Source organism: Terrabacter sp. RAF57 (assembly GCF_052113925.1).
Taxonomy (GTDB): Bacteria; Actinomycetota; Actinomycetes; order Actinomycetales; family Dermatophilaceae; genus Terrabacter.
The window spans coordinates 148,224-174,089 of the sequence record NZ_JBFRDT010000002.1 but is presented as its reverse complement, the minus strand read 5'-3'; the positions used below and the strand labels follow the sequence as shown (position 1 = coordinate 174,089).

The following is a 25,866-nucleotide window of genomic DNA, read 5'->3' as shown; positions in this document are numbered from 1 at the left end:
CGTTTGGCTCGGGTGCGTCGTTGCCTATACAGGGGTCAAGCCTAGACCCGAATGCTCTGATACCGGACGGGGGCTCGGATGTCGAGCCCGACCACCGACGAGGCGTTCCTCACGTCCACAGGGCTGGCCCTCGGGGGCGCTCTCGGGTATCGCCCGTGGCCGCTGGAGGCCCGAGGTCAGCTGATGTCGGCGCGCAGCGTCCGCCACGTGCCGAGGCCGGCCATCACGGCGGCATACGCCATGAGCACGAGCGCGCCCGCCCACCAGGAGAGTTGGGCGACCGGCTGGCCGTCGAAGCCGCCGCTCGTCGACTCGAGCATCGCGCTCGTGGCGCGGCTCGGCAGGTAGGGGGAGATGCTCTTGCCCCAGTCGGTCAGGGCGAGCACGAGCCCGAGCACCGGCTCGACGATCCACGCCACGGCGACGGAGATGAGCAGCGCGGCGACCTGGTTGGGGATGAGGATGCCGGCGCCGAGGCCGATGAGGGCCCAGAGGCCGAGGACGAGCAGGGAGAGCGCGAGGGTGCGCCAGATCGCCGGGTCGGCGAAGGGGGCGACACCCTTGGACGTCAGCACGAGGGTGCCCGCGCCGACGGCGCCCGCGAGCGAGAGCAGGCCGTAGAGCACGCCGATCGCGAGCAGCGAGATCACCTTGGCCGCCATGACGCGACCGCGCCGGGGGATCGCCAGGAAGGTCGCGGTGATGGTCTGGTGGCGGTACTCCGAGCCGATCGTGAGCACGCCGATCGACAGCGTCAGGAGGTAGCCGACCTGCAGGCCGCCCGTGAAGACGGCCTTGGCGATGGCGACGTCGGTGGTGGGAGCCGCCGCGGCCTGAGGGCCGCGCAGGGCGTCGCTCGTGAACACGAACGCGAAGAGGACGGCGAAGGCGGCGCCGCTGACGAACACGGCGATGGCCATGCCCCACCAGAGGCGCGTCGTGAAGAGCTTGCGGAGCTCGGCCCGCACCGCCGCGGTCATCGCAGGTCTCCTTCGCGGTCGGCCTGACCTGCCACCGGCGCGGGCTCGGCGAGCAGGGCGGGGTCGATCGGGGGTCCGCTCGGCGGCGGGAGGTCGGCCGGCACGCTCCCCGCTGCGGGCGTGTCGAGCCCCAGGTTGCGGTTGCGGTGCGCGTCGTTCTCGGTGAGGTTGAAGAAGAGCTCCTCGAGGTGCGTCTGCTCGCTGCGCAGCTCGTGGATCGCGACGTCGCTGGCGTGCGCCACGTCACCGACCACGGCGAGGTCCTCGGTGGTGACGCGCAGGCCCCGCCCGCTCGGCGTGACCGTGAGGCCGCGACCGCGGAGCGCCTCGGACAGGCGGTCGGGGTCGGACGTGCGGACGTAGGCCGTGGGCTCGCCACGCAGCTCGGCGACGGTGCCCTGGGCGACGCGCTGGCCGTTGGCGATGATGACGACGTCGTCGACCGTCTGCTCGACCTCGGAGAGCATGTGGCTCGAGATGAGCAGCGTGCGACCCTCGTCGGCCAGGTGGCGCAGGAAGCCGCGCAGCCAGCGGATGCCCTCGGGGTCGAGGCCGTTGGCCGGCTCGTCGAGGATGATGACGCGCGGGTCGCCGAGCAGGGCTCCGGCGAGGCCGAGCCGCTGGCGCATGCCCATGGAGTAGCCGCCGGCCCGCTTGCGGGCGGCGGCGGGGATGCCCACGAGCTCGAGGAGCTCATCGACGCGCGAGTCGGGGACACCGGCGACCGCAGCCTGCACGCGCAGGTGGTTGCGCCCCGTGCGGCCGGGGTGGAAGTTCGTCGCCTCGAGGGCGGAGCCGACGACGGTGAGCGGGTTGGGGATCTCGGCGTAGCGGTGGCCGTCGATCGTCGCCGTGCCGTCGGTGGCCCGGACGAGGCCGAGCAGCATGCGCAGGGTCGTCGTCTTGCCGCTGCCGTTGGGCCCGAGGAAGCCGGTCACTCGTCCCGGCTCGACGTCGAAGTCGAGGTGGTCGACGGCGGTGAACGAGCCGAACCGCTTCGTCAGACCGCGCACCTCGATGTGCCCGGTGAACTCCGGTCGTCCGTGCACCACCGTGCTCCCTCCGTCGGCCCAGGTGGGCGCCACGGCCCCCGCCGTGATGCGCCCAACTCAACCACACCGCGTACCCGGTCCACGCGGAGGTCGCAGCGAGCGGTCCGCGGCGCCGCGGACCGGTGCGCCTCCCTATAGTTGGGCGCACCATGACCTCCCTCCGCGACCAGGGTCCGGCCACCCCCGCCACCAGCCAGGTCACCCCTCCCGTCACCGCGGGCGCCCCCGGACGGGTGGCCCGGCCGTGACCGAGTGGCTCCTCGTCCTCGGCGCCGTGCTGCTCACAGCCGGCACCGCGCTCTTCGTCGCGGCCGAGTTCTCCCTCGTGGCCCTCGATCGGCCCACGGTCCAGCGCGCCATCGACGAGGGTGACTCGCGGGCCCGTGTCGTGCTCCAGTCGCTCAAGCAGCTCTCGACGCAGCTGTCGGCGGCCCAGGTGGGCATCACCATCACGACCCTCGTCGTCGGTTACCTCGCGCAGCCCTCGATCGGGGTCCTCGTCGCCGGGCCCCTCGAGGCCCTCGGTCTCGGCGCCGGTGCGGTGGAGGCCGTCTCGAGCGCCCTCGCCCTCCTGCTGGCCACGATCTTCTCAATGGTCTTCGGCGAGCTGCTGCCGCAGTTCCTCGGCATCTCCGCGCCGCTCGCGACGGCCAAGGTCGTGGCCCTGCCCGTGCGCGTCTTCGCCGTCGTCGCCAAGCCGCTCATCATCGTGCTCAACGGCTCGGCCAACGCCTTCCTCCGCGCACTCGGGATCGAGCCGCAGGAGGAGCTGTCGGGCGCGCGCACGCCGCAGGAGCTCGCGAGCCTCGTCCAGCGATCCGCCGAGGCCGGCACCCTCGACGTCACGACCGCACGGATGCTGACGCGCTCGCTCGGTTTCGGCGAGCGCACGGCCGACGACGTCATGACGCCGCGCGTGCGGTGCACCGGCGTCCACCGTGAGGAGTCCGCCGACGACGTGCTGCGGCTCTCGCGGCGCACCGGGCACTCGCGCTTCCCGGTCCTCGGCGAGGACTGGGACGACATCGACGGGGTCGTCCACGTCAAGAAGGCGATGGCCGTGCCGCACGAGCGGCGCAAGGACGTGCCCGTCTCGGCGCTGATGTCCGACCGCCTCGTCGTCCCCGAGACGATCCGCCTCGACCCGCTGCTGCGCGAGCTGCGCGAGGGCGGCTTCCAGATGGCCGTCGTCGTCGACGAGTACGGCGGCACGTCGGGCATCGTCACGCTCGAGGACGTCGTCGAGGAGATCGTCGGCGAGGTCTCCGACGAGCACGACCGCAGCCGGCAGGGTGGCCGCGAGCTCATCGACGGGTCGTGGACCGTCCCCGGACTGTGGCGTCCCGACGAGGTGCGCGACGCCTTCGACGCCGACGTCCCTGACGGGTCGACCTACGAGACGATGGGCGGCTTCGTCATGACCAGCCTGGGCCGGGTGCCCGTCGTCGGTGACGTCGTCCGGCTGCCCGGCTGGCGCATCAACGTCGTCGGCATGGAGGGGCGCCGCGTCGACCGGCTGCGCTTCGTGCCCGACCCGGAGTCCCTGCCGCCGGGCGACGGCGAGGACGCACGTGATGCAACTGCCGCGTCCGGCCCCTCGGACCGGGCTGGTCGTATGCCGTCCGCGCGGGACACGGGGGAGCGGTCGTGAGCGGCGCCTGGGTCTACCTCGTCTCGGTCCTCCTCCTGCTCGGCAACGCCTTCTTCGTCGGCGCCGAGTTCGCCGCCATGGCGGTGCGGCGTTCGACGCTCGAGCCGCTGGCCGGCGCGGGCAGCAAGCGCGCGCAGTCGTGCCTGCTCGCGCTCGAGCGGCTCGGGTCGATGCTCGCCACCGCCCAGCTCGGCATCACCGTGTGCTCCGTCGGGCTCGGCGCGCTGGCCGAGGCGGCGCTGCACCACCTGCTCGAGCCGATCTTCCACGGCTGGGGACTCTCCGACGCCTGGGCGAGCGGCGTGGCCCTGGCGCTCGCACTGCTCATCGTGTCCTACCTCCACGTCGTCGTCGGCGAGATGATCCCGAAGAACCTCGCGATCGCCGGGCCCGATCGGGCGGCGCTCGTCCTCGTGCCGGCGCTCTTCGTCATCGCGAGCGCGTTGCGCCCGATCATCCACGCCATGGAGGCGATCGCGAAGGCTCTGGTGCGCCTCTTCGGGGTCGAGCCCAAGGACGAGATCACGTCGGCCTTCACCGTCGAGGAGGTGGCGCACATCGTCGGGGAGTCCCGTCGCGAGGGCCTCATCGAGGAGGAGCGTCACGGCCTCGTCGCCAAGACGCTGGAGTTCTCCGACAAGCGCGCCCGCGAGGTTGCGGTCGACGTGCGGTCGCTGACGACCGTCGAGCTGGGCGCGACGCCCGCCGACATCGAGCGCCTCGTCGCCAAGCAGGGTTTCTCGCGCTATCCGGTCCGGGACGCCGCGGGCGAGATCGCCGGCTACCTCCACCTCAAGGACGTCCTCTACGCCGACGACGAGCGTCATGAGCAGCCGATCCCGCCCAAGCGGGTCCGCCGGCTCGCCACCGTGCGCGCGGACGACGACATCGAGGACGTGCTCGCCACGATGCAGCTGACGGGCGCCCACCTCGCACGCGTCATCGACGACGACGCCGCGGTGACGGGTGTCGTCTTCCTCGAGGACGTCCTCGAGGAGCTCGTCGGCGAGGTCACCGACACGACCCAGCGCTGACCAGCCGCCGGGGTCGAGCCGATCGTGCTCAGCCGGGCTGCCGCTCCAGCCACTCGAGGTATGCCGTCCCGCGCGGTGAGAGCTCGTAGCCGACGTCGTGGCTGATCGTCAGCCCGAGGGCCTTGAGCTTGCGGATGTCGACCTTCATCGGGAGCAGCTCGACGCCGCGCAGGGCGGCCAGCTCCTTCGAGACGACGTGCGGGTTGTCGCGGATCCACTCGAGGATCTCGCGGGTCCACGGACCGGTCGGCCGCGCATCGAGCCGTCGGAGACGAGCCGCGATGTCGCCCAGCGACTCGTCGTCGGGCAGGCTCTCGCGCAAGGCGATCCGCGGGTCCTCACCGGCCCAGCTGAGCCGGATGCGGTAGACGGTGTCACCGCCCTTGCCGCCTCGAGGTGAGGGCTTGCGCTCCCTCGGGGCGAGGAACCGCTGGAGGGTCGCGAGGTCCTTGACGCCGGCCGTGCGGGCGTCGCGCTCGGTGAGCTTGTCCGGGTCCCGCACCCGCCTGACGGCGTCGAAGCGGACGAGGCCGGCCGGGGTGAGCTGCAGGCCGCCGACCTTGACCCGCGGGGCGTCCCACCGGCGGAAGGCCTGCGTCACCGTGCCGGCACGGATGGCCTCGGCGACGGGCTTGGAGATGAGCACGACCTCATCGTGGCACGTGCCGGCCGGCAGTGGCGCGCCCGCGCAGCCCCACGCAAACGTCCACGTGCGCCGTGCCGTGGGCGGTGGTCGGGGGGCGGGCGACCTTGCGGATGAACGCGATTCCGGCGTGCACGTGCAACTCCGCCACGACGGGCAGCACGAGCACGCCGGGCGGGGCACTATCGACGGACGGCCGTCACGCACGCCATCGGCACGGTGAGCTCGAGAGCCCCCTGCTCGGCTGCGACGGCGTCGAGCCTGGACGCGACGTCGGCGAGGACGCGGTCGGCCTCCGTATCGGGCACGACCGAGCGCCAGCCCGGCACGAAGCCGAGCCGGACGAACCAGTGGGCGAACAGTGCCCGCCCGTCGGCGAAGCGCATCCGGAAGACGTCGGTCGCGACGTCGACGACGTCGAGACCCGCCACGGTCAGCTGGTCGGAGACCGATGCGACGGTCGCGCGGTGCTGCTCCTGGGCGTCGAGGGCGTGGCGGTGGTCGTCGAGACCGAGGTCGGACAGCGCCCTGCGGTAGGCGGCGTACACCTGCTCCATGTGGCCGACGGGGTTCGTCGTCGTCACGAGTCGTCCCCCGCAACAACCTCGACGACCCACTGGCCGTGCTCCATGAGTGTGCGCGCGTACTGCGCCCCGATGCCGAGGTTGGAGACGACGAGGTCGACGGACGCGTCCGGCAGCGGGAGGTGCTCGGCGGAGGCCACGACGACGTCGACGTTGGTCAGTCCGAGGAAGGCCACCTTGTCGGCGAGGCGTTCCATGGCCGCCGCCCACGGGTCCACGGCCGTGACCCGGGACTCGGGCCCGCAGCGCTGCGCGAGCTCGACGGTGACGAACCCGGTGCCCGCGCCGACGTCGACGACGCTCTGGCCCCGGTGCAGCGGCACCCGGTCGAGCAGCATGAGCCCGAACGGCGCCGACCAGAGAGGCAGCTCGTCGTAGTGGGCGGCCACCTCGGGAGCGGACCAGTCGATGTCCTCGTGGCTCGTCACCCGGCCATCGTCGCAGCGGCAGGGCGTCCGGGGCCCGACGCGGGGGTGCATTCCGCGTCCACCGCGGTCTGCTGCTAATCTCACCGGGCGCACGAAAGTGCGTGCCGCCCCCGTAGCTCAGGGGATAGAGCACCGCCCTCCGGAGGCGGGAGCGCAGGTTCGAATCCTGCCGGGGGCACCAACCGACACGAGGCCTTGAGAACGCGCGAAGCGCCGTCTCAGGGCCTCGTGTCGTCCGCGGCAGCGTCGGAGTCCTGCCCGGGGCGCCCTCCGGCAACCAGGGCATCCGGGGCATCCGGGGCATCGAGGGAGCCGCAGGTCGGGCTCGTAGACTCGGCCGCATGACGCCGGAGCAGCTGCGCGCCCTTCTCGAGGAGGTCGCCGCGCAGGCGGCTCGCACCGGGGAGCTGCCCGACGAGGCGCAGGCCGGGCCACCCGCCGGCCCGCTCTTCCGTCCCACCGACACCCGCGTCGCCGGCGTCGTCGCCGACTGGGTCACGCCGGTCGCCCAGCGGTGGGCGCCGCAGATCGACCTCGAGCCGCGCGACCTGGCACGCGTGCTCGCCCAGGGGCTGATCCGCCAGAAGCCGGTCGCGGCCGTCGAGGTGGCACCCAGCGGCCTCATCGCGCTCACCCTCGAGGACTCCGCGCGGTCGGCGATCGTCCCCCTCGTCATCGACGACCAGGACCACTACGCCCTCGCCGCGGGCGATCGTCGGCACGATCTCGTCGAGGCGCCCGGCTCCCGGGCCGTCGACGACGCCGTCCGCTCCGCCCAGCTCTCGCACGCCCGGCTCTGCCGCATCATCCGCAACGCCGAGGCCGCGGGGGTCGACCGGCGTCCGTCGACCCGGCTCGGCGAGCTGACCCACGTGGCCGAACGCCACCTGCTCGTGGCCCTCGCGGACCTGCCGCAGCGCCTCGCGACCCACGTCGGCGACGAGGTCCAGCAGCGTCGAGCCGTGACCGACCTCGCGGCGCTCGCCGATGCCTGGGACCACCCGGTGCGACCGACGGTCGTCGGGGTGCACCCGCAGCCCGTCCACGGGGCTCGGCTGCTCCTCGCCGACGCCGTCCGCATCGTCTTGCGCAATGGACTCGCCCGCCTGGACGCGGCAGCCCCCGAGAGGATGTAGTCATGCGCGCACACGAAGCAGGAGCGCTGCACGCGGAGGGCTATCGCGGCCCCGCGTGGCTCCAGACCCCCGTCGACGTCAACGCCCTCGTCCCGTCCCTCTGGGCGACCTCCGTCGGTCGGGGCGCCGACGGCGTCCTCACGGTCGGTGGGATGAGCGTGACCGAGCTGGCACGCGAGTTCGGCACCCCGGCATACATCATCGACGAAGACGACTTCCGTTCGCGCGCAAGGGATTTCAAGCGGACGTATGCCGAGGTGTTCGACGGGCTGTCGGATGGCGCCGACGTGTTCTACGCCGGCAAGGCCTTCCTCTGCACCGAGGTGGCGCGGTGGGTCCACGACGAGGGCCTGCACCTCGACGTCTGCACCGGCGGCGAGCTGGCGGTGGCCAAGCGGGCCGGCGTCCCCGGCGACCGGATCGGCCTGCACGGCAACAACAAGAGCGTCGCCGAGATCCGCGACGCCCTCGACTACGGCGTGAGCCGCATCGTCATCGACTCCTTCGACGAGATCGAGCGCGTCGCCGCGGTCGCCGCCGAGCTCGGCGTCGTCGCACCGGTCCTCATCCGCGTCACCGTCGGGGTCGAGGCGCATACGCACGAGTTCATCGCGACGGCCCACGAGGACCAGAAGTTCGGGCTGTCCCTGTCCGGGGGGCACGCCTTCGAGGCCGCACGTCGCATCCTCGACCGGCCCGACTCGCTGGGCCTCCTCGGTCTGCACAGCCACATCGGCTCGCAGATCTTCGACACCGCCGGCTTCGAGGTGTCGGCCCGCCGCATCGTCGGGCTGCACACCCGCATCGCGCGCGAGCTCGGCGTCGAGCTGCCCGAGCTCGACCTCGGCGGCGGCTTCGGCATCGCCTACACGACCGAGCACGACCCCCTGCCGCCGAAGAACCTCGCGGCCGGCATGGCCGAGATCATCGAGCGCGAGTGCCGTGCCGAGGAGGTCGCCGTGCCGCGCATCTCGATCGAGCCGGGACGCGCCATCGCGGGCCCCACGACCTTCACGCTCTACGAGGTCGGCACGGTCAAGCCGGTCGACCTCGACGGGGGAGCAGAGCGCGTCTACGTCTCCGTCGACGGCGGCATGAGCGACAACGTCCGCACCGCGCTCTACGACGCCAACTACTCCTGCACGCTCGCGAGCCGGGCCTCGACCGCTCCTCCCGTGCTCGCCCGCGTCGTGGGCAGGCACTGCGAGAGCGGCGACATCGTCGTCAAGGACGAGTTCCTCCCGGCCGACGTCGGTGCGGGCGACCTCATCGCCGTCCCCGGTACGGGCGCCTACTGCCGCTCCCTGTCGAGCCAGTACAACCACACGCCGCGCCCACCCGTCGTCGCAGTCCGTGAGGGGGTCGCCCGGGTCATCGTGCGGCGCGAGACCATCGACGACCTCCTCGCCCTCGACGTCTGATGGATCTGCAGATCCTGCGCCACGGATGTCCGGATCGCGAAACAATGACCGTCCAGCACCCGGACAGGCGGCAGGATTCGCACCGTGGACAGCGCCGTGAGTGACACCCAGCCGTTGCGCGTCGCCCTGCTCGGGGCGGGCGTCGTGGGCGGAGCCGTCGCGCGCCTGCTCACCGAGCACGCGGACGACATGGCCGCGCGTGTCGGCGCGCCGCTCGAGATCGTCGGCATCGCCGTGCGCCGCGCCGGCCGGGACCGCGCCGCCCTCGGGGTCGACGCCGCCCTCTTCACGACCGACGCCGAGGACCTCGTGACCCGGGCCGACGTCGTCGTCGAGGTCATCGGCGGCATCGAGCCGGCTCGCTCGCTCATCCTGCGCGCGATGGAGCACGGGGCCTCGGTCGTCACGGCCAACAAGGCGCTCCTCGCCGAGGACGGCCCGGCCCTCTATGACGCCGCGGCCCGCCACGGCGTCGACCTCTACTACGAGGCCGCCGTCGCCGGGGCGATCCCGCTGCTGCGCCCGCTGCGCGAGTCGCTCGCCGGTGACGAGGTGCGCAAGGTGCTCGGCATCGTCAACGGCACGACGAACTACGTCCTCGACAAGATGGACACGACCGGGGCCGGTTTCGCCGACGCGGTCGAGCAGGCCCAGGCCCTCGGCTACGCCGAAGCCGACCCGACCGCCGACGTCGAGGGTTTCGACGCCGCGGCCAAGGCCGCCATCCTGGCCTCGCTCGCCTTCCACACCCGGGTCTCAGGCACCGACGTCTACCGCGAGGGCATCACCGAGGTGTCGGCTGCCGACGTCGCGGCGGCGCGCGAGATGGACTCCGTCGTCAAGCTCCTCGCGATCTGTGAGCACACCGACAAGGGCGTCAGCGTCCGCGTGCACCCGGCGATGATCCCGCGCTCGCACCCGCTCGCGGGGGTCCGCGAGGCGTTCAACGCCGTCTTCGTCGAGGCCGACGCCGCCGGTGAGCTGATGTTCTACGGCAAGGGCGCCGGCGGCGACCCGACGGCCTCGGCGGTCCTCGGTGACCTCGTCGCCGTCGCGCGTCACCGCGTCGGGGGTGGCCTCGGGCCGGGGGAGTCGAGCTACGCCGACCTGCCCGTCCTGACGATGGGCGACGCCCAGACGAGGTACCACATCAGCCTCGACGTCGAGGACCGGTCGGGTGTCCTCGCCCAGGTCGCGGCCGCMTTCGCCGACCACGACGTGTCGATCGAGACGGTGCGCCAGCAGCTCGTCCCCGCCGGCGACGGCGAGGCGGCCAGGGCCAACCTCATCATCGTCACGCACACCGCGAGCGACGCCGCGCTCTCGTCCACGGTCGAGCGCCTGCGCACGCTCGACGTCGTCCGTGGCGTCAACTCCGTCATGCGTGTGGAAGGTTCGTGATGGCCCACCAGTGGCGCGGAGTGATCCGCGAGTACGCCGACCGCCTTCCCATGCTCGAGGGCGCCCCCGTCGTCACGCTCCACGAGGGCGGCACCCCGCTCATCCACGCCGAGAAGCTCTCCGAGCGCGTCGGCGCCGAGGTCCACCTCAAGTACGAAGGCCTCAACCCCACCGGCTCGTTCAAGGACCGCGGCATGACGACGGCGATCAGCGTCGCCGCCCGCAAGGGGGCCAAGGCCGTCATCTGCGCGAGCACGGGCAACACGAGCGCGTCGGCCGCCGCCTACGCGACGAAGGCCGGCATGACGTGCGGCGTCCTCGTGCCCGACGGCAAGATCGCGATGGGCAAGCTGAGCCAGGCGATCGCCCACGGGGCCACGCTGCTGCAGGTCGACGGCAACTTCGACGACTGCCTGACCCTCGCACGCAAGCTCGCCGAGGCCTACCCCGTCGAGCTCGTCAACTCGGTCAACCCTGCACGCATCGAGGGCCAGAAGACCGCGAGCTTCGAGGTCGTCGACGCGCTCGGCGACGCCCCCGACATCCACTGCCTCCCGGTCGGCAACGCCGGCAACATCACGGCGTACTGGCGTGGCTACCGCGAGTACCTCGCCCAGCCCGTCACCGACGCGCCCGCGGGACCGGCGACCCACCTGCCCAGGATGTGGGGCTTCCAGGCTGCCGGTGCCGCGCCGATCGTCCTCGGCCACCCGGTCGACCACCCCGAGACCATCGCGACCGCGATCCGCATCGGCAACCCGGCGTCGTGGGAGCAGGCCGTCGCCGCCCGCGACGAGTCCGGTGGCCGCATCGAGGCCGTCACCGACGAGCAGATCCTCGACGCCCACCGCTACCTCTCGTCGCAGGAGGGCGTCTTCGTCGAGCCCGGCTCGGCCGCGTCGGTCGCGGGCCTGCTGGCGAGCCACGCCGCAGGGCTCGTGCCCTCCGGCGCACGCATCGTGTGCACCGTGACCGGTCACGGGCTCAAGGACCCCCAGTGGGCCCTGCGGACCGCCGACGGGAGCGAGGTCGTGCCGACCCGCGTCTCGGTCGACGCGTTCTCGGCGGCCCATGCCCTCGGTCTCGAGGGCTGACCGCGTGAGCCGGGTGCCCGCGGGCCGCTCCGTCAGCGTGCTGGTACCGGCGAGCAGCGCCAACCTCGGTCCCGGCTTCGACTCCATCGGCCTGGCCCTCGGTCTCTGGGACGACTACGTCGTCACGACGTCCGACCGCGCCGGTCTCGTCATCGAGGTCACCGGTGAGGGCGCGGCGGACGTGCCCACCGATGAGCTGCACCTCGTGCACGCCACGATGCAGCACACGTGGCGTGCGCTCGGCGCCGAGCCGCCCTCCGGCCTGCACATCGTGGCCACCAACGGTGTGCCGCACAGCCGCGGGCTGGGCTCGTCGGCGACGGCCATTGTCGCGGGCGTGGCTGCCGCGCAGGCACTTTCGTGGGGCGCCGACGAGACTGCGTATGCCGCGTGGCCGGCTCCCGGCGCCGCCGTGCCCGTCGACCTCGGCTTGGCGACGCACCTGTCGAGCGAGCTCGAGGGGCACCCCGACAACGCCTCGGCGAGCGTGCACGGCGGCCTCACGGTGAGCTGGATGCCGGACGGCAGTGGCCTCGACCGCGGCGAACGGACCGTCACGGCCCGACTCGACCCGCACCCCGACGTCGAGGTCGTCGTCTTCGTCCCCGAGACGCAGCTCGCGACGCGGACGGCCCGCGCCGTGCTGCCGGCCACGGTCCCGCTCGCGGCGGCTGCCGCAGGTGCCGGACGCGCCGCCCTGCTGGTGCACGCGCTGACGGCCGATCCCTCGCACCTGCACGCTGCGACCCGCGACTGGCTCCACCAGGAGGCCCGGCGCCCCTCCTATCCGGCCACGATGGAGCTCGTCGACCTCCTCCGCTCGCAGGGGCACGCCGCCGTCGTGTCCGGGGCCGGCCCGAGCGTCCTCGTCCTCACGACGACCGAGGCCGCGGGCGACGTGCAGGCCGGGCACCTCGCGGACCGGTGGGCGCGGCTCACGCCCGGGGTGCCGAGCCACGGCGCCACGGTGCACGCTCGCTGAAGCGCGACATTCGTGACCTCCCTCACCCGTGCCGGGGTCCCTGGGTGGTATCCTGAGCCCGCACCACTCGCCGCGACACCGCAGGCCGGTGCATCACCCCCACACTGAGGCGAAATCCTTTGCCTCTGGGCGCCTTCTGCGCCGAAGTGGATCTCAGACGGCCAGGTCACCTGGTCCAAGTCCGGCCCGCTGGAATGTCCCGGGCCGCAAACGAGGGGGAAGGATCCTTCGTGTCAGAAACAACCACCCGTCCGCTCTCTGGCCTGTCGGCCATGAAGCTGGACGAGCTCAAGGGCGTCGCGTCGTCGATGGGCATCACCGGCACGACGAAGATGCGCAAGAGCGACCTCGTCGAGGCGATCAAGGCGCGCCAGTCGGGCGGCTCGTCCGCTCCGGCTGCATCGACGCCCGCAACGGCGTCGACGGCATCGACGGGCTCCGACGCCGCGGCCCCCACCGAGGCCGCCACCGAGGCCGCCCCGGCCCGCGCGTCGCGCCGGGTCAGCCGCCCGGCGGGCTCGGCCACGACGGCCGAGTCCTCCACCACGAACTCCACCACGACCTCCACCACGACCTCCACCGAGTCGGCCGGCCAGGCGCCCGCCGAGGATCGCGCCCAGAGCCGTGACGAGGCCCCGACCGGGGACCGTGCCCCGCGTGCCGAGCGGGGTGCCCGCGGCTCCCGTGAGAACCGTGCGGCGCGTGCCGACGCCCAGGACTCCACCTCGTCCGAGCGGTCCGACGCCGGCGACCACCAGGCGTCCGAGGGGGACGACCACGAGGGTCGTCAGCGTGACCGGGGTCGCGGACCGCAGTCCGACCGTCAGCAGGCCGGCCGTGGCGACCGCGCGGACCGTCAGCAGGGCGGCCAGCAGTCCGACCGCCAGCAGTCGCGTCAGCAGGGCGACCGCCAGCAGGGCGACCGCCAGCAGGGCGACCGCCAGCAGGGCGACCGCCAGCAGGGCGACCGCCAGCAGTCGCGTCAGCAGGACCGCCAGGACCGTCAGCAGCCCGACCGTCAGCAGCCCGACCGTCAGCAGCCCGACCGTCAGCAGCCCGACCGTCAGCAGGACCGTCAGCAGGACCGTCAGCAAGGCGACGTGAACGACCAGAGCCGTGGTCAGCAGTCGCCGTACGACGACGAGGGTGGCAGCCGTCGCAGCCGCAACCGTCAGCGCAGCCGGGACCGCAAGCGCGGTCGCGGCCGTGAGGGTGGGCAGGACTGGAACGACGCCGACCTGCAGGTCGGTGACGACGACGTGCTCGTCCCCGTCGGTGGCATCCTCGACGTCCTCGACAACTACGCCTTCGTCCGCACGTCCGGCTACCTCGCCGGTCCGAACGACGTGTACGTGCCGCTCGGCATGGTCAAGAAGAACGGCCTGCGCAAGGGCGACGCGGTCACCGGTGCCGTCAAGGCGCTGCGCGACGGCGAGCAGCCCTCGGGCAACGTCGGACGCCAGAAGTTCAACGCGCTCGTCCGCCTCGACACGGTCAACGGCCAGACGCCGGAGGAGGCCGCCAAGCGCGTCGACTTCGGCAAGCTGACGCCGCTCTACCCGCAGCAGCGACTGCGCCTCGAGACCGAGCCCAACGTCCTGACGACGCGGATCATCGACCTCGTCGCGCCGATCGGCAAGGGCCAGCGCGGCCTCATCGTCGCCCCGGCCAAGGCCGGCAAGACGATGATCATGCAGACCCTCGCCAACGCGATCACGACGAACAACCCGGAGTGCCACCTCATGGTCGTCCTCGTCGACGAGCGCCCCGAGGAGGTCACCGACATGCAGCGCGCCGTCAAGGGCGAGGTCATCTCCTCGACCTTCGACCGGCCGGCCGAGGACCACACGACGGTCGCCGAGCTCGCCATCGAGCGGGCCAAGCGCCTCGTCGAGCTCGGGCACGACGTCGTCGTGCTCCTCGACTCGATCACCAAGCTGGGCCGGGCCTACAACCTCGCCGCACCGGCGAGCGGCCGGATCCTCTCCGGTGGTGTCGACTCGGCTGCGCTCTACCCGCCGAAGAAGTTCTTCGGCGCCGCGCGCAACATCGAGAACGGCGGCTCGCTCACCATCCTCGCGACGGCCCTCGTCGAGACCGGCTCGAAGATGGACGAGGTGATCTTCGAGGAGTTCAAGGGCACCGGCAACATGGAGCTGCGCCTGAGCCGCGACCTGGCCAACCGCCGGATCTTCCCGGCCGTCGACATCAACAGCTCGGGCACGCGCCGCGAGGAGATCCTCCTCGCGAGCGAGGAGCTGAAGATCATGTGGAAGCTGCGCCGGGTCCTCGGCGGCCTCGACGCGCAGCAGGCCATCGAGCTGCTCATCGATCGCCTCAAGAAGACCCGGACGAACTACGAGTTCCTCACCCAGGTCCAGCAGACGAGCGGCTCCAAGCTCGACGACGAGTCCTGACCGACGACAGATCGGGGACGGTGCCACATCGGCGCCGTCCCCTTTCGGCGTTTCATGGGCTATTCGGGTCAAATGTTCCTAAAATGGACGCATCACCCCGAACCCACCATGGAGAACCATGTCTGCGCCTGCCGGCGACCCCGATGCCAGCCCCGTCCGTGTCCTCGTGGCCGATGACGACGCTGACATCCGAGACCTCGTCGAGTTCAAGCTGACCCAGGCGGGGTATGCCGTCGAGGCCGTCCCCGACGGCATCAGCGCGTGGGAGGCGTTCGCGGCCAACCCGCCGCAGCTGGCGGTGCTCGACGTCATGATGCCCGGCCTGTCCGGCATCGACGTCCTCCGCAAGATCCGCGAGAGTGAGTTCTCCACGGTCCCGGTGCTGCTGCTCAGCGCCAAGTCGCGCGACTCCGACGTCGACACCGGTTTCGCGGTCGGGGCCGACGACTACGTCATCAAGCCGTTCAGCCCGCGCGAGCTGCTCCATCGCGTCAACGGCATGCTCGCCCGGGCCCGATGAAGGGCAGGGCGTCGTGATCATCGGAGCGGCGCTGCTCGTCGGAGCCACGGTCGTCATCCTCGGCGCGTGCGTGCTGCTCATCCTCGCCGTCGTCGCGGTCCGCGTGCGACGACACAGCCGCACCCAGCGCGACGAGATGCTGCTCTCGCCGCTCCGGCCGCCCCTCATCACGGTGGCCTCGGGCGAGGACGACGACGGCGCGGCCGCAGAGCAGCTGACGTGGGCGACCGGCGTCTCTCGCACCGTCCTCGACCGCAACATCGTCGAGATGCTGACGAAGATCCGCGGTGTCCCCGCCGAGCAGCTCGTCCACGTCCTCGAGGTCCACGGCGCCGTCGACGCGGCGGTCGCGCAGATGTCGAGCCGTTCCACCGTCAAGCGCGCGCGGGCAGCCCAGCTGCTGGGCCTGGCCCGCGCCGGGCACACGGTCCCGCTGCTCGTCGAGGCCCTCGGCGACGAGGCCGTCGAGGTGCGCAACAGCGCCGCCTACGCGCTCGGGCTCATCGGCGACCCCGCGGCCGCCGGCCCGGTGCTCGCGGCGATCGGCGCACCCGAGCGCGGGCTGCCCGCGGCCACGGCGGCCGAGGCTCTGCAGTCGATGGGTGTCGGCATCTCGGACGTGCTGCGCGACGGGATGGCCGACCCCAACGCCCGCACCCGCATGGTCGCCGCCCACCTCAGTGGCGAACGCAGCTTCACCCGTGGGCTCCCGGAGCTGCGCGGACTGCTCGACGCCGACCCCGACCTGACGGTCCGCGAGACGAGCGCCTCGGCCATCGGCCGCCTCGGCCGGAGTGAGGACGTCGGCATCCTCGTTCGGCACACGGTGCCCTCCGAGCCGCTGGCCCTGCGCCGGGCCTGCGTCATCGCCTTGGGCGACCTCGGTGAGGCGGAGGCGATCCCCGCACTCGCCGTCCTTCTCGACGACTCGGACCCGCGCCTGGCCGAGCTCGCGGCCACGGCCCTGCTGTCGATGGGTCCCGACGGTCGCGACGCCCTCGCGGGCCACGAGAACGACCCCGCCGTGCGCTCCGCGCGACTGATGGCCAGCCTGCAGACGGCGTCTGCATGAGCTGGGACGGCTTCGTCGAGGGGCTGCGGTCCTTCGTCCTGTGGAGCATGGACGTCACCGCAGTGCCGATCATCATCTACTTCATCCTCATCAACACCTCGCTGCTCGTCCTCATCGTGCTGGCCTACCTCGAGTTCCGCGCCCAGCAGCGTCGTCGGTCGACGGCGGTCACCTGGCAGGGAGCGGGCCTGGCCCCCGGGGTGTCGTTGCTCGTCCCGGCCTACAACGAGGAGGCCGGCATCGTCATGGCGGTCAAGTCGTTCCTCACGCTGCGCTACCCGCGGCACGAAGTCGTCGTCGTCGACGACGGCAGCAGCGACGAGACCTTCGCCCGCCTCGAGGAGGCCTTCGACCTCGTCCAGGTCCCGCGTGAGCTGCCGCACGAGATCCCGATCCGGGCCGAGGTGCTCGGCATCTTCGTCCCGCGCGACGGCCGCACCCGCCTCGTCGTCGTCCGCAAGGAGAACTCCGGTCGCTCGGAGGCGATCAACGTCGCCATCAACGCCGCGAGCGAGCCGCTCGTCGCCATGATCGACGGGGACTCCATCCTCGAGCCCGACGGCCTGCTCCACGTCACCCGTCCCTTCGCCGACGACCCGACGCGCATGGTCGCGACCGGCGGCGCCATCCGCCCGGTCAACGGCAGCCGCGTCGTGTCGGGCCGCATCGTCCGCGTCGAGATGCCGCAGACGTGGATCCCGCGCATCCAGCTCGTCGAGTACCTCCGGGCCTTCCTCCTCGGCCGCACCGGGTGGTCGCGCCTCGGTGGGCTCATCCTCATCAGCGGGGCGTTCGGTCTCTTCCGGCGCGACGTCGTCGTCGAGGTCGGCGGTCTCGACCCGAACAGCATCGGCGAGGACTTCGAGCTCGTCATGCGCATCCACAAGCGGCTGCGCGACGAGGGCCGCGACTACTCCATCGAGTTCGTGCCCGAGCCGGTCTCCTGGACCGAGGTCCCCGTCACCGCCAAGGTGCTGCGCAACCAGCGCCGCCGGTGGCACCGCGGTCTCTGGGAGACGCTCTGGGCCTACCGCTCGATGCTCTTCCGGCCGAAGTACGGCCGCATCGGCTGGCTGGCCCTGCCCTACTACTGGCTCTTCGAGCTGTTCGCCCCGCTGCTCGAGCTCTTCGGGATCATCATCGTGCCGCTCGCGCTGGCGCTCGGCATCGTCAACGTCCCGTTCGCGATCCTCTTCCTCGTGCTCGCCTACGGGTATGCCGTGCTCGTCACCCTGTCCGCGATGGTCGTCGACGAGTGGGCCTTCCACAAGCACGACCGGTGGCGTGCCATCTGGCAGACCATCGCGGCGTCGGTGCTCGAGAACATCGGCTACCGCCAGGCCACCGTGTGGTGGCGCCTCGAGGGGTGGTGGTCGAGCCTGCGCGGGAAGAAGCACGTCTGGGGAGTCATGACCCGCACCGGCTTCGACGAGGACCCGGCGTGACCGGCGGGCTGCCGGTCGTCTCGAGGCGCTCGGTCGGCAGCCAGATCCGGCTGCTCATCGGCATCCTCGTCATCCTCGTGCCGATCGGCGCCATCATCTCGGTGGCCACGATCCACTCCCAGGGCGCTTCGGTGCGCGCCCTGACCCTCGCGCTCGGGCCGGCCCGCGAGGCCAACAGCGCCGTGCTGCTCGACATGACCCGGGCCGAGGGTGCCTGGCGCGAGAAGGTCGTCGGCGCTCCGGCTCCCCTCGACCCTCTCTCGCTGCGCACCCACGTCGAGCAGGAGCTCGATGCCGTCGAGGCCGGCACCCAGAACGGGGAGCTCGCGCCTGGCGACCGGGCCCGGTTCGCGCCACTGCTCGCGGCGCAGCGCACCGCCGTGGACAGCTGGTTCACCGCCGCTGCGGCCTCGCTCGAGAACGCCCCGAGCGGCCCACCGGCGCAGGCCCCGACGGGGGCGCCCCCGAGCACGTCTGGCACCCCGGCACCGGGGAGCGCAGGCACCGCACCCACCGTCCCCGAGACGCAGCAGCGCACCCGCGTCGAGACGGCCTACGCCGCCTTCCTGTCGGCCAACGGCTCGCTGGAGGAGGCCATCCGCTCCCAGCGCGACGCCGCACGCGTCGGGTCCCGCGAGGCGACCGGCATCACGTCCGGCGTCATCATCGCCGTCGCGGCGGTCGTCGTGCTCGTGCTCATCGCGGCCGGCTTCGGGATGGACCGCGCGGTCGGCCTCCCGCTCGCTCGCCTGCGTGAGGTCGTGCGCCGGCAGGCCGAGGAGGACGTCATCGCGATGGCCAACCAGGAGGAGGGTGCGCTCGAGGTCCGCATGCTCGCGCGCGACTTCAACGACCTGACCCGTGCCAACGCCCGCCTCGTCGACCAGCAGGCCGCGGTTCTCGAGATGCAGGAGCTCGTCCTCGATGTCGGCCGGGGCGCCCGGTCGGCCGTCGACGTCCACGAGGCACTGCAGCGGGTCACGACCAAGCTCGGCGCCGGCCTCGGCGCCGACCGCGTGCTGCTCTACACCCTCGGCGAGGACGGCCAGACGATCGAGGACCGCCTCCAGTGGCACACCGACGACCTGCCCGACCTGCCGCCGCTCCCGCGCTCGCTCGCCCAGCAGGTCGGTGCCGTCAACGACGAGCTCCGCCGCGACGTCGGCTTCTTCGACCTCGGTGACCTCCTCGCCCACCAGGCGTACGACGACGAGCGTGCCCGCGCCTTGCACCGGGCCACCGGGGTCCGGTCCCTGCTCATGCTCCCGGTCGGGACGGGCGGCCGGGGCCTGGGCATCCTCTCGGTGATGATGGTGAGCGCGCCGCGCCGCTGGCACCGCCACGAGATCCAGGCCGCGCAGCAGTGTGCGGCCATCGCCGCCCAGTCGATCGTCGCGCTGCGCCTGTCACAGATGCAGGACGAGCAGGTGCGACGCCTCACCGAGCTCGACCGCCAGAAGACCGACTTCATGGCGACCGTCAGCCACGAGCTGCGCACCCCGCTGACCTCGATCAGCGGCTACCTCGAGCTGCTCGTCGACGGCGACTTCGGCGACGTCTCCGACGGCCAGCACGTCGCCCTCGACATCATCGGACGCAACGCGACGCGGCTGCGCGGGCTCATCGAGGACCTTCTCGTCCTCAACAAGATCGAGATCAGCGGCCTGCAGGCCGTGTCCGAGGAGGTCGCCGTCCGTGACCTCCTGCGCACGGTCACCGAGACGATGGAGCCGGTGGCCGCCGCCGGGGGAGTGCAGCTGCTCTGCACCGACGTGCCCGACGACCTCGTCGTCCGGGTCGACCGTGGACAGGTCGAGCGGGCGCTGATCAACCTCGGCTCCAACGCCGTGAAGTTCACCCCAGAAGGTGGCCAGGTGCTGCTGTCGGCCGAGCGCTCCGGTGACTCCACGATCATCTCCGTGCACGACACCGGCATCGGCATCCCGGCCAGCGACCTCGCGCGCCTGTCCGAGCGCTTCTTCCGTGCCGGCAACGCCACGGCCGCAGCCATCCCCGGGACGGGTCTCGGGCTCGCGATCGTGCGCGCCATCGTCGAGGGCCACGGCGGCGAGCTCGTCATCGCGTCGGTCGAGGGGGAGGGCACGACGATGCAGGTGGTGCTCCCCGTCGCCCAGCCGGCGAAGGTCCCGGTCCGGCGCTGACGTCAGGGAGGCGGGGCACTCCGGGAGCCGCGCCGGGAGTCCCGAGGGCCCTCAGAAGCAGCCGCCCCGGGGGCGGCCCCGCAGCTGCTGCATGACGGTCCATCCGGTCGCCGGGTCGCGGAGCACGTCCCCGGTCGGCGTCGTCGGCCGCGGCCTCGTCCCGGAGCTGGTCACCCGAGGAGAGCGGGTCTCGCCGGTGCGCGCGTCGAGCGACCAGCGCTCCGTGACCCAGACGGGCTCGCCGGTGACGGCCGCGGCCGTCGTCCGCGGGTACCAGACCTCGACGGCGACGACGTCCCGGCCCGCGAGGCGAACGCTGACGTCCGTCGGAGCGTCGGGTCGCGTGGGCAGCACGCGCCACGTCACCGCGCGGGCAGCGAGGTCGACCCCGAGGACCGAGCCGTCCGAGCCCGGGACGACGACGTGGGTGTCGTCGGCGGCCGCGAGGCGCTGGCCGACTCGGGTACCCACGGGCAGCGCCACCTCGACCGAGTCCCACGAGCCCGAGTCCGGCGACCAGCCGACGAGCGTCGTCCCGCGGACGCCGACGACCGCGGAGGAGGTCACGACGGCCGACGCGCGGTAGGCACGGTCGGCGTCGCCGTCCACCGGTGACTCCTGCCACGACCAGCCGCCCGGGCCGCCGTCGAGCGGCTCGGCGCCGAGGAGGGCGTCACCCTCGGCAGGGGCCCCTACGGCATACCCCTGGACGACGCCGATGACGTCGGCCAGGCCAGTCGGCGTCGAGACCGAGCCGGACGTGACGTCGACGACGTGGGTGGCGTGGCAGCCGACGATGACGACGTGGCCGTTGCTGACGACCGGAGGCTCGCTCAGCAGGTCGGGCACCCTCGTCGTCCAGCGGATCGCCCCCGACGGGTCGGCGCCGGTGACCCGCCCGGCCTCCGTCGCGGACACCTCGGGACAGTCGTCGAACGAGCAGCCCGCGCCCGAGCACGCCGCGGTCGAGAGCAGCACGGCGACCGCTCCGGCGACCGCCGCGCGGCGCCCACCCACCCTGCCCCTGACACCCATGCGCGCATCCTCGTCCTCCGGCGGCCCCGTCGTGGAGGAAAGACACTCGCACGCCCCCGATCGATGCATGTCCGGGACGCGTCGTCGCAGCGTCCGGGTGGGGGAATGCCGCGGCCCTCTCGTGCGTTTGGGAGGAGGTGCGCCGATCTGGCACACTCTTCCTTTGGACCGGTTCACGGGAGAGCAGCTCCCCAGCGTGAGCAGCGATGACACCGACCCGGCCGACTACCTCAAGGAGACAACGTTGAAGAAGGACCTTCACCCCGAGTACGTCGAGACCACGGTGACCTGCACCTGTGGCAGCACGTTCGTCACGCGCAGCACCGAGACGTCCGGCAAGATCTCTGCCGACGTCTGCTCGCAGTGCCACCCGTTCTACACGGGCAAGCAGAAGATCCTCGACACCGGTGGCCGCGTGGCCCGGTTCGAGGCCCGTTACGGCAAGAAGGCCGCCAAGTAGGTCTCCCGCACGCCGGCTCCCACGACTTCGGTCGTCGGGAGCCGGCGTTCGCTTTACCCCGACCCGTCCCCTGAGCCGAAGGGCCTGCCGTGCTCGATTCCGTCCAGTCGATCCTCGACGAGTACGCCGAGCTCGAGCTGCAGCTCGCCGACCCGGCCGTGCACGGTGACCAGGACCTCGTGCGCACCCTCAACAAGCGGTATGCCGCCCTGGCGCCGACCGTCGCCGCCGCCCGCGAGTGGACGGCGGCCGGCGACGACCTCGCGGCCGCACGTGAGCTCGCTGTCGACGACGAGTCGTTCGCCGAGGAGGTGCCCTCGCTCGAGGGCCGCCTCGCGGCCGCGGAGGAGCACCTGCGGCGGATGCTCGTGCCCCGCGACCCCGACGACGACCGCGACGTCATCCTCGAGGTCAAGGCGGGGGAGGGTGGCGACGAGTCGGCCCTCTTCGCGGGCGACCTGCTGCGGATGTACCTCCGCTACGCCGAGCAGCGCGGCTGGCGCACCGCCGTCGAGGACGCGACCGAGAGCGACCTGGGTGGCTACAAGGACGTCCGGGTCTCGGTGCGCGCCAAGAGCGCTCCAGGGCTGGGCGAGGGGCCGTGGGCCCGGCTCAAGTACGAAGGCGGCGTCCACCGTGTCCAGCGCGTGCCCGTGACCGAGAGCCAGGGGCGCATCCACACGTCGGCGGCCGGCGTCCTCGTCATGCCGGAGGCCGAGGAGGTCGAGGTGACGATCGACCCCAACGACCTGCGCATCGACGTCTACCGCAGCAGCGGCCCCGGCGGACAGAGCGTCAACACGACCGACTCGGCCGTGCGCATCACCCACCTGCCCTCGGGTCTCGTCGTGTCGTGCCAGAACGAGAAGTCGCAGCTGCAGAACAAGGAGGCCGCGATGCGCGTGCTCCGGGCTCGGCTGCACCAGATGGCCAAGGACGAGGCCGACGCGGAGGCGAGCGCCGCCCGTCGGTCGCAGGTGCGCACCGTCGACCGGTCGGAGCGCATCCGCACCTACAACTTCCCCGAGAACCGCATCTCCGACCACCGCACCGGCTACAAGTCCTACAACCTCGACTCGGTGCTCGACGGAGACCTCGACCCCGTCGTCCAGTCGGCGCTCGACGCCGACGAGGCCGCCAAGCTCGCGGCGCTCGCCGAGGGTGACGGGCCGCGCGCGTGACGGACCTGCGCGAGGGTGTCCGGGCTGCTGCCGCGCGGCTCCGCGACGCCGGGGTGGCCTCCGCCGACGTCGACGCCGTCGAGCTCGCGGCATACGTGCTCGAGGTCGACGCCGCCGAGGTCCGCCGCCTCATGGTGCTCGGCGGTCGCACGCTCCCGGGGTCGTATGCCGACCTCGTCGACGAGCGGGCCCGCCGGGTCCCGCTGCAGCACCTGACGGGCCGCGCCCACTTCCGCCGCCTGACCCTGTCGGTCGGTCCGGGGGTCTTCGTGCCGCGGCCCGAGACCGAGGTCCTCGTCGACCTCGCGCTCGTCGAGGTCGATCGGCTGTCGGCAGCGGGCGCCGAGGCCGTCAGGGTCGTCGACCTCTGCTCGGGCTCCGGCGCCATCGCCCTGTCCGTCAGGGCAGAGCGACCGGACGCCGACGTGCGCGGCCTCGAGCTGTCGCCCGACGCGTACGCCTGGTCGGTGGCCAACCGCGACCGCCTGGGGCTCGACGTCCGGCTCGAGCAGGGCGACGCAACGCTGCCCTGCTTCGAGGACTGGGCGGGCRCCGTCGACGTCGTGACCGTCAACCCGCCCTACATCCCCGTCGGCGCCGTGCCCGTCGACCCCGAGGTGCGCGACCACGATCCCGACGTCGCGCTCTACGGCGGCAGCGAGGACGGCCTGGCCATCCCGCTCGCGGTGGCCCGGACGGCCGCCCGGCTGCTCCGTCCCGGCGGCCTCGTCCTCGTCGAGCACGCCGACTCACAGGGCGAGAGCCTGCCCCGCCGCCTCGCGGCGACGGGGGAGTGGACCGACGTCACCGACCACGACGACCTGTCCGCCCGCCCGCGGGTGACGGTGGCGCGCCGCCGCGTCTGACCCACGGGTCGGCCCGGCGCCCGGCGGCTCGCCCGCGCCCCAGTAGGCTCTGCCCGTGAGCGAGCGCTACGACTGCACCGACCCCGAGGGGCGTGCCGAGGGCATCCCGGCCGCGGCCTCGGCCGTCCGACGCGGCGAGATCGTCGTCCTCCCGACCGACACGGTCTACGGCATCGGCTGCGACGCCTTCGACGCCACCGCCGTCGCCTCCGTCCTCGCGGCCAAGGGCCGCGGCCGCGACATGCCGCCGCCGGTCCTCATCCCGACCGCCCGCACGGCCCAGGGCCTCGCGACGCAGGTGCCCGACTACGCCCAGCGGCTCATGGAGAAGTTCTGGCCCGGACCGCTGACGCTCGTGCTCAAGGCGCAGACGTCGCTGCACTGGGACCTCGGCGAGACCAACGGGACCGTGGCCCTGCGCGTGCCCGCCCACGAGATGACCCTCGAGCTGCTCGGCGACATCGGTCCGATGGCGGTCACGAGCGCCAACACGACCGGCGACCCCGCGGCCCGCACGGTCGACGAGGCGGTGGGCATGCTCGGCGAGTCCGTCGGGGTCTACCTCGACGGCGGCCCGGCCGGCGAGGGGCAGCCCTCGACGATCGTCGACTGCACCGGCGAGACCCCCGTGACCCTGCGCCTCGGCGCCGTGAGCCAGGAGGAGCTCGACGAGGCCCTCGTGCCCGAGCCCGTCCTCGAGGCCCCCGAGCCCGACGCCGAACCGGCGGCCGAGGCCGACGCGACTCCCGCGGCGGACCCCGCCACCGAGCCGGACGCGGAAGCCGACGTCGAGCCGGCCGCCGAGCCGGACGCGGAAGCCGGCGACGAGCCGGCCGCCGAAGGCACGTCGGACGAGGCTGCCGAGACGCTCGGAGAGTGGCACGACGTGTCCACGACCGAGCGGCCGTCCGACGGTGCCAGCACGACGCAATAGAGTTGGCTCGCGCTCGCGCCCCACTCCCGACCCACCCGGAGAACTCCCATGGCTGACGACACGTTCTACGGCTCCGACTTCGGTGCCCTGCAGTCCTTCGACCCCGACATCGCGGGTGTGCTCCTGTCGGAGCTCGACCGCATCCGCGGCGGACTGCAGCTCATCGCGAGCGAGAACATCAGCTCGCCCGCGGTCCTGACGGCCCTCGGGTCGACGTTGTCGAACAAGTACGCCGAGGGCTATCCCGGTCGCCGCTACTACGGCGGCTGCTCCGAGGTCGACAAGGCCGAGACGATCGCGATCGAGCGCGCCAAGGCCCTCTTCGGCGCCGACCACGCCAACGTCCAGGCGCACTCCGGCGCGAGCGCCAACCAGGCCGTGTACGGCGCCTTCATGGCTCCGGGCGACACGATCCTGGCGATGGCGCTGCCGATGGGCGGCCACCTGACGCACGGCACCAAGGTCTCCTTCTCCGGCAAGTGGTTCAACGCCGTGCACTACGGCGTCGACCAGCAGAGCGAGGACATCGACTACGACCAGGTCGAGGCCCTCGCCCGTGAGCACCGTCCCAAGGTCATCTGCGCCGGCGGCTCGGCCATCCCACGCCTCATCGACTTCGAGCGCTTCCGCGCCATCGCCGACGAGGTCGGCGCGATCCTCTGGGTCGACGCCGCCCACTTCATCGGCCTCGTGGCGGGCAAGGCCATCCCTTCGCCCGTGCCGTACGCCGACGTCGTCACCTTCACGACGCACAAGGTGCTGCGCGGCCCGCGCTCCGGCGCCCTCGTCTGCAAGGCTGGGCACGCCGCCGCCATGGACAAGGCGATCTTCCCGATGATGCAGGGCGGCCCGCAGATGCACACCATCGCGGCCAAGGCGGTCAACTTCAAGGAGGCCGCGACGCCCGAGTACGCCCAGTACGCCAAGGACGTCATCGCCAACAGCCAGCAGCTCGCGGCCAGCCTGCTCGAGCTCGGCATCCGCCCGACGACGGGCGGCACCGACACCCACCTGGCGCTGCTCGACCTCCAGGGCGTCGGCGTCACCGGCAAGGAGGCCGAGGAGCGGGCCGACGCGGCCGGCATCGTGCTCAACAAGAACGCCATCCCCTTCGACCCGCAGAAGCCCAACATCGCCTCGGGCATCCGCGTCGGCACGCCGTCGGTCACGACCCAGGGCATGGGCCTGGAGGAGATGAAGCAGATCGCCTCGCTCATCCACCGCGCCGTCACCGAGGGTGACGCAGACCCCGACCACGCGGTGAGCAAGGACGTGCGTGCGGAGGTCACCGACCTCGTGACGCGCTTCCCGGCATACCCTCGCTGAGTCAGTCCCCCCGCCAGCGTCGGCGCCCGAGCGAAGGTCGGT

Annotated in this window: 23 protein-coding genes and 1 tRNA gene; 18 read left to right on the top strand and 6 right to left on the bottom strand. The window is 72.5% G+C overall.

Annotated elements, in window-relative coordinates:
• Window positions 1-176: 176 nt before the first annotated feature.
• Together AB4Y83_RS02655 and AB4Y83_RS02650 are read right to left on the bottom strand one after the other, a co-directional pair.
• Complete coding sequence (locus tag AB4Y83_RS02655; protein WP_056770552.1) at window positions 177-980, bottom strand: ABC transporter permease subunit; 804 nt, start codon at window positions 978-980, stop codon at window positions 177-179.
• On the bottom strand, window positions 977-2,029 hold the full coding sequence (locus AB4Y83_RS02650; protein ID WP_442275007.1) for an ABC transporter ATP-binding protein: 1,053 nt from the start codon (window positions 2,027-2,029) through the stop codon (window positions 977-979). The genes AB4Y83_RS02655 and AB4Y83_RS02650 overlap by 4 nt, the downstream gene beginning before the upstream one ends.
• Window positions 2,030-2,276: 247 nt before the next feature.
• Between AB4Y83_RS02650 and AB4Y83_RS02645 the strand changes: the two genes are divergently transcribed.
• Both AB4Y83_RS02645 and AB4Y83_RS02640 read left to right on the top strand, forming a co-directional pair.
• Complete coding sequence (locus tag AB4Y83_RS02645) at window positions 2,277-3,683, top strand: hemolysin family protein (protein ID WP_442275006.1); 1,407 nt, start codon at window positions 2,277-2,279, stop codon at window positions 3,681-3,683.
• On the top strand, window positions 3,680-4,717 hold the full coding sequence (locus AB4Y83_RS02640; RefSeq protein WP_442275005.1) for a hemolysin family protein: 1,038 nt from the start codon (window positions 3,680-3,682) through the stop codon (window positions 4,715-4,717). Before AB4Y83_RS02645 ends, AB4Y83_RS02640 begins: the two co-directional genes overlap by 4 nt.
• 28 nt (window positions 4,718-4,745) lie before the next feature.
• Here AB4Y83_RS02640 and AB4Y83_RS02635 read toward each other — a convergent pair whose 3' ends face one another.
• The 3 genes from AB4Y83_RS02635 to AB4Y83_RS02625 all read right to left on the bottom strand — a co-directional run bounded on the left by AB4Y83_RS02635 (window position 4,746) and on the right by AB4Y83_RS02625 (window position 6,372).
• Window positions 4,746-5,363, bottom strand: a complete 618-nt coding sequence (locus tag AB4Y83_RS02635; RefSeq protein ID WP_442275004.1) for an ASCH domain-containing protein — start codon at window positions 5,361-5,363, stop codon at window positions 4,746-4,748.
• 179 nt (window positions 5,364-5,542) lie between these two features.
• On the bottom strand, window positions 5,543-5,944 hold the full coding sequence (locus tag AB4Y83_RS02630) for a hypothetical protein (protein ID WP_442295950.1): 402 nt from the start codon (window positions 5,942-5,944) through the stop codon (window positions 5,543-5,545).
• On the bottom strand, window positions 5,941-6,372 hold the full coding sequence (locus tag AB4Y83_RS02625) for a class I SAM-dependent methyltransferase (RefSeq protein WP_442295949.1): 432 nt from the start codon (window positions 6,370-6,372) through the stop codon (window positions 5,941-5,943). Before AB4Y83_RS02625 ends, AB4Y83_RS02630 begins: the two co-directional genes overlap by 4 nt.
• Window positions 6,373-6,478: 106 nt before the next feature.
• Here AB4Y83_RS02625 and AB4Y83_RS02620 point away from each other — a divergent pair.
• The 11 genes from AB4Y83_RS02620 to AB4Y83_RS02570 all read left to right on the top strand — a co-directional run bounded on the left by AB4Y83_RS02620 (window position 6,479) and on the right by AB4Y83_RS02570 (window position 20,022).
• Window positions 6,479-6,553: transfer RNA gene (locus AB4Y83_RS02620), tRNA-Arg, on the top strand.
• 160 nt (window positions 6,554-6,713) lie between these two features.
• A complete protein-coding gene (locus tag AB4Y83_RS02615; protein ID WP_442295948.1) occupies window positions 6,714-7,508 on the top strand; it encodes a DALR anticodon-binding domain-containing protein in 795 nt (264 codons plus the stop codon).
• Window positions 7,509-7,510: 2 nt separating this feature from the next.
• On the top strand, window positions 7,511-8,929 hold the full coding sequence (lysA, locus tag AB4Y83_RS02610) for a diaminopimelate decarboxylase (RefSeq protein WP_442295947.1): 1,419 nt from the start codon (window positions 7,511-7,513) through the stop codon (window positions 8,927-8,929).
• A gap of 96 nt (window positions 8,930-9,025) precedes the next feature.
• Window positions 9,026-10,330, top strand: a complete 1,305-nt coding sequence (locus tag AB4Y83_RS02605; protein ID WP_442295946.1) for a homoserine dehydrogenase — start codon at window positions 9,026-9,028, stop codon at window positions 10,328-10,330.
• Complete coding sequence (gene thrC / locus AB4Y83_RS02600) at window positions 10,330-11,424, top strand: threonine synthase (RefSeq protein WP_442274999.1); 1,095 nt, start codon at window positions 10,330-10,332, stop codon at window positions 11,422-11,424. The genes AB4Y83_RS02605 and thrC overlap by 1 nt, the downstream gene beginning before the upstream one ends.
• Before the next feature lie 4 nt (window positions 11,425-11,428).
• Complete coding sequence (locus tag AB4Y83_RS02595) at window positions 11,429-12,406, top strand: homoserine kinase (protein ID WP_442274998.1); 978 nt, start codon at window positions 11,429-11,431, stop codon at window positions 12,404-12,406.
• A 272-nt stretch (window positions 12,407-12,678) separates the two neighbouring features.
• Window positions 12,679-14,823, top strand: coding sequence for a transcription termination factor Rho (gene rho / locus AB4Y83_RS02590; RefSeq protein WP_442296186.1), 2,145 nt, complete (start codon window positions 12,679-12,681; stop codon window positions 14,821-14,823).
• A gap of 118 nt (window positions 14,824-14,941) precedes the next feature.
• Entirely contained in the window at window positions 14,942-15,343 is a 402-nt protein-coding gene (locus tag AB4Y83_RS02585) for a response regulator transcription factor (protein ID WP_020142958.1), read from the top strand.
• 13 nt (window positions 15,344-15,356) lie between these two features.
• On the top strand, window positions 15,357-16,415 hold the full coding sequence (locus AB4Y83_RS02580; protein WP_442274997.1) for a HEAT repeat domain-containing protein: 1,059 nt from the start codon (window positions 15,357-15,359) through the stop codon (window positions 16,413-16,415).
• Window positions 16,412-17,860, top strand: a complete 1,449-nt coding sequence (locus AB4Y83_RS02575; RefSeq protein WP_442274996.1) for a glycosyltransferase family 2 protein — start codon at window positions 16,412-16,414, stop codon at window positions 17,858-17,860. Before AB4Y83_RS02580 ends, AB4Y83_RS02575 begins: the two co-directional genes overlap by 4 nt.
• Window positions 17,857-20,022 (top strand): ATP-binding protein, encoded by a 2,166-nt coding sequence (locus tag AB4Y83_RS02570; protein ID WP_442295945.1) that lies wholly within the window; start codon window positions 17,857-17,859, stop codon window positions 20,020-20,022. The genes AB4Y83_RS02575 and AB4Y83_RS02570 overlap by 4 nt, the downstream gene beginning before the upstream one ends.
• Window positions 20,023-20,073: 51 nt before the next feature.
• On the opposite strand, the gene AB4Y83_RS02565 is transcribed toward AB4Y83_RS02570, so the two are convergent.
• Window positions 20,074-21,057, bottom strand: coding sequence for a hypothetical protein (locus tag AB4Y83_RS02565; RefSeq protein ID WP_442295944.1), 984 nt, complete (start codon window positions 21,055-21,057; stop codon window positions 20,074-20,076).
• A 244-nt stretch (window positions 21,058-21,301) separates the two neighbouring features.
• On the opposite strand from AB4Y83_RS02565, the gene rpmE reads away from it, so the two are divergent.
• The 5 genes from rpmE to glyA all read left to right on the top strand — a co-directional run bounded on the left by rpmE (window position 21,302) and on the right by glyA (window position 25,824).
• Window positions 21,302-21,517 carry a 50S ribosomal protein L31 gene (gene rpmE / locus AB4Y83_RS02560; protein WP_026863931.1) on the top strand — a complete coding sequence of 72 codons (216 nt, stop codon included), beginning with the start codon at window positions 21,302-21,304 and terminating at the stop codon, window positions 21,515-21,517.
• Between the two features lie 89 nt (window positions 21,518-21,606).
• Window positions 21,607-22,698, top strand: coding sequence for a peptide chain release factor 1 (prfA, locus tag AB4Y83_RS02555; protein ID WP_442274993.1), 1,092 nt, complete (start codon window positions 21,607-21,609; stop codon window positions 22,696-22,698).
• Window positions 22,695-23,564, top strand: a complete 870-nt coding sequence (prmC, locus tag AB4Y83_RS02550) for a peptide chain release factor N(5)-glutamine methyltransferase (RefSeq protein WP_442295943.1) — start codon at window positions 22,695-22,697, stop codon at window positions 23,562-23,564. Before prfA ends, prmC begins: the two co-directional genes overlap by 4 nt.
• 55 nt (window positions 23,565-23,619) lie before the next feature.
• Window positions 23,620-24,498: an L-threonylcarbamoyladenylate synthase gene (locus AB4Y83_RS02545; protein WP_442274991.1), complete on the top strand. Its 879-nt coding sequence runs from the start codon at window positions 23,620-23,622 to the stop codon at window positions 24,496-24,498.
• A gap of 48 nt (window positions 24,499-24,546) precedes the next feature.
• Window positions 24,547-25,824, top strand: a complete 1,278-nt coding sequence (gene glyA, locus AB4Y83_RS02540) for a serine hydroxymethyltransferase (RefSeq protein WP_442274990.1) — start codon at window positions 24,547-24,549, stop codon at window positions 25,822-25,824.
• Window positions 25,825-25,866: the final 42 nt, after the last annotated feature.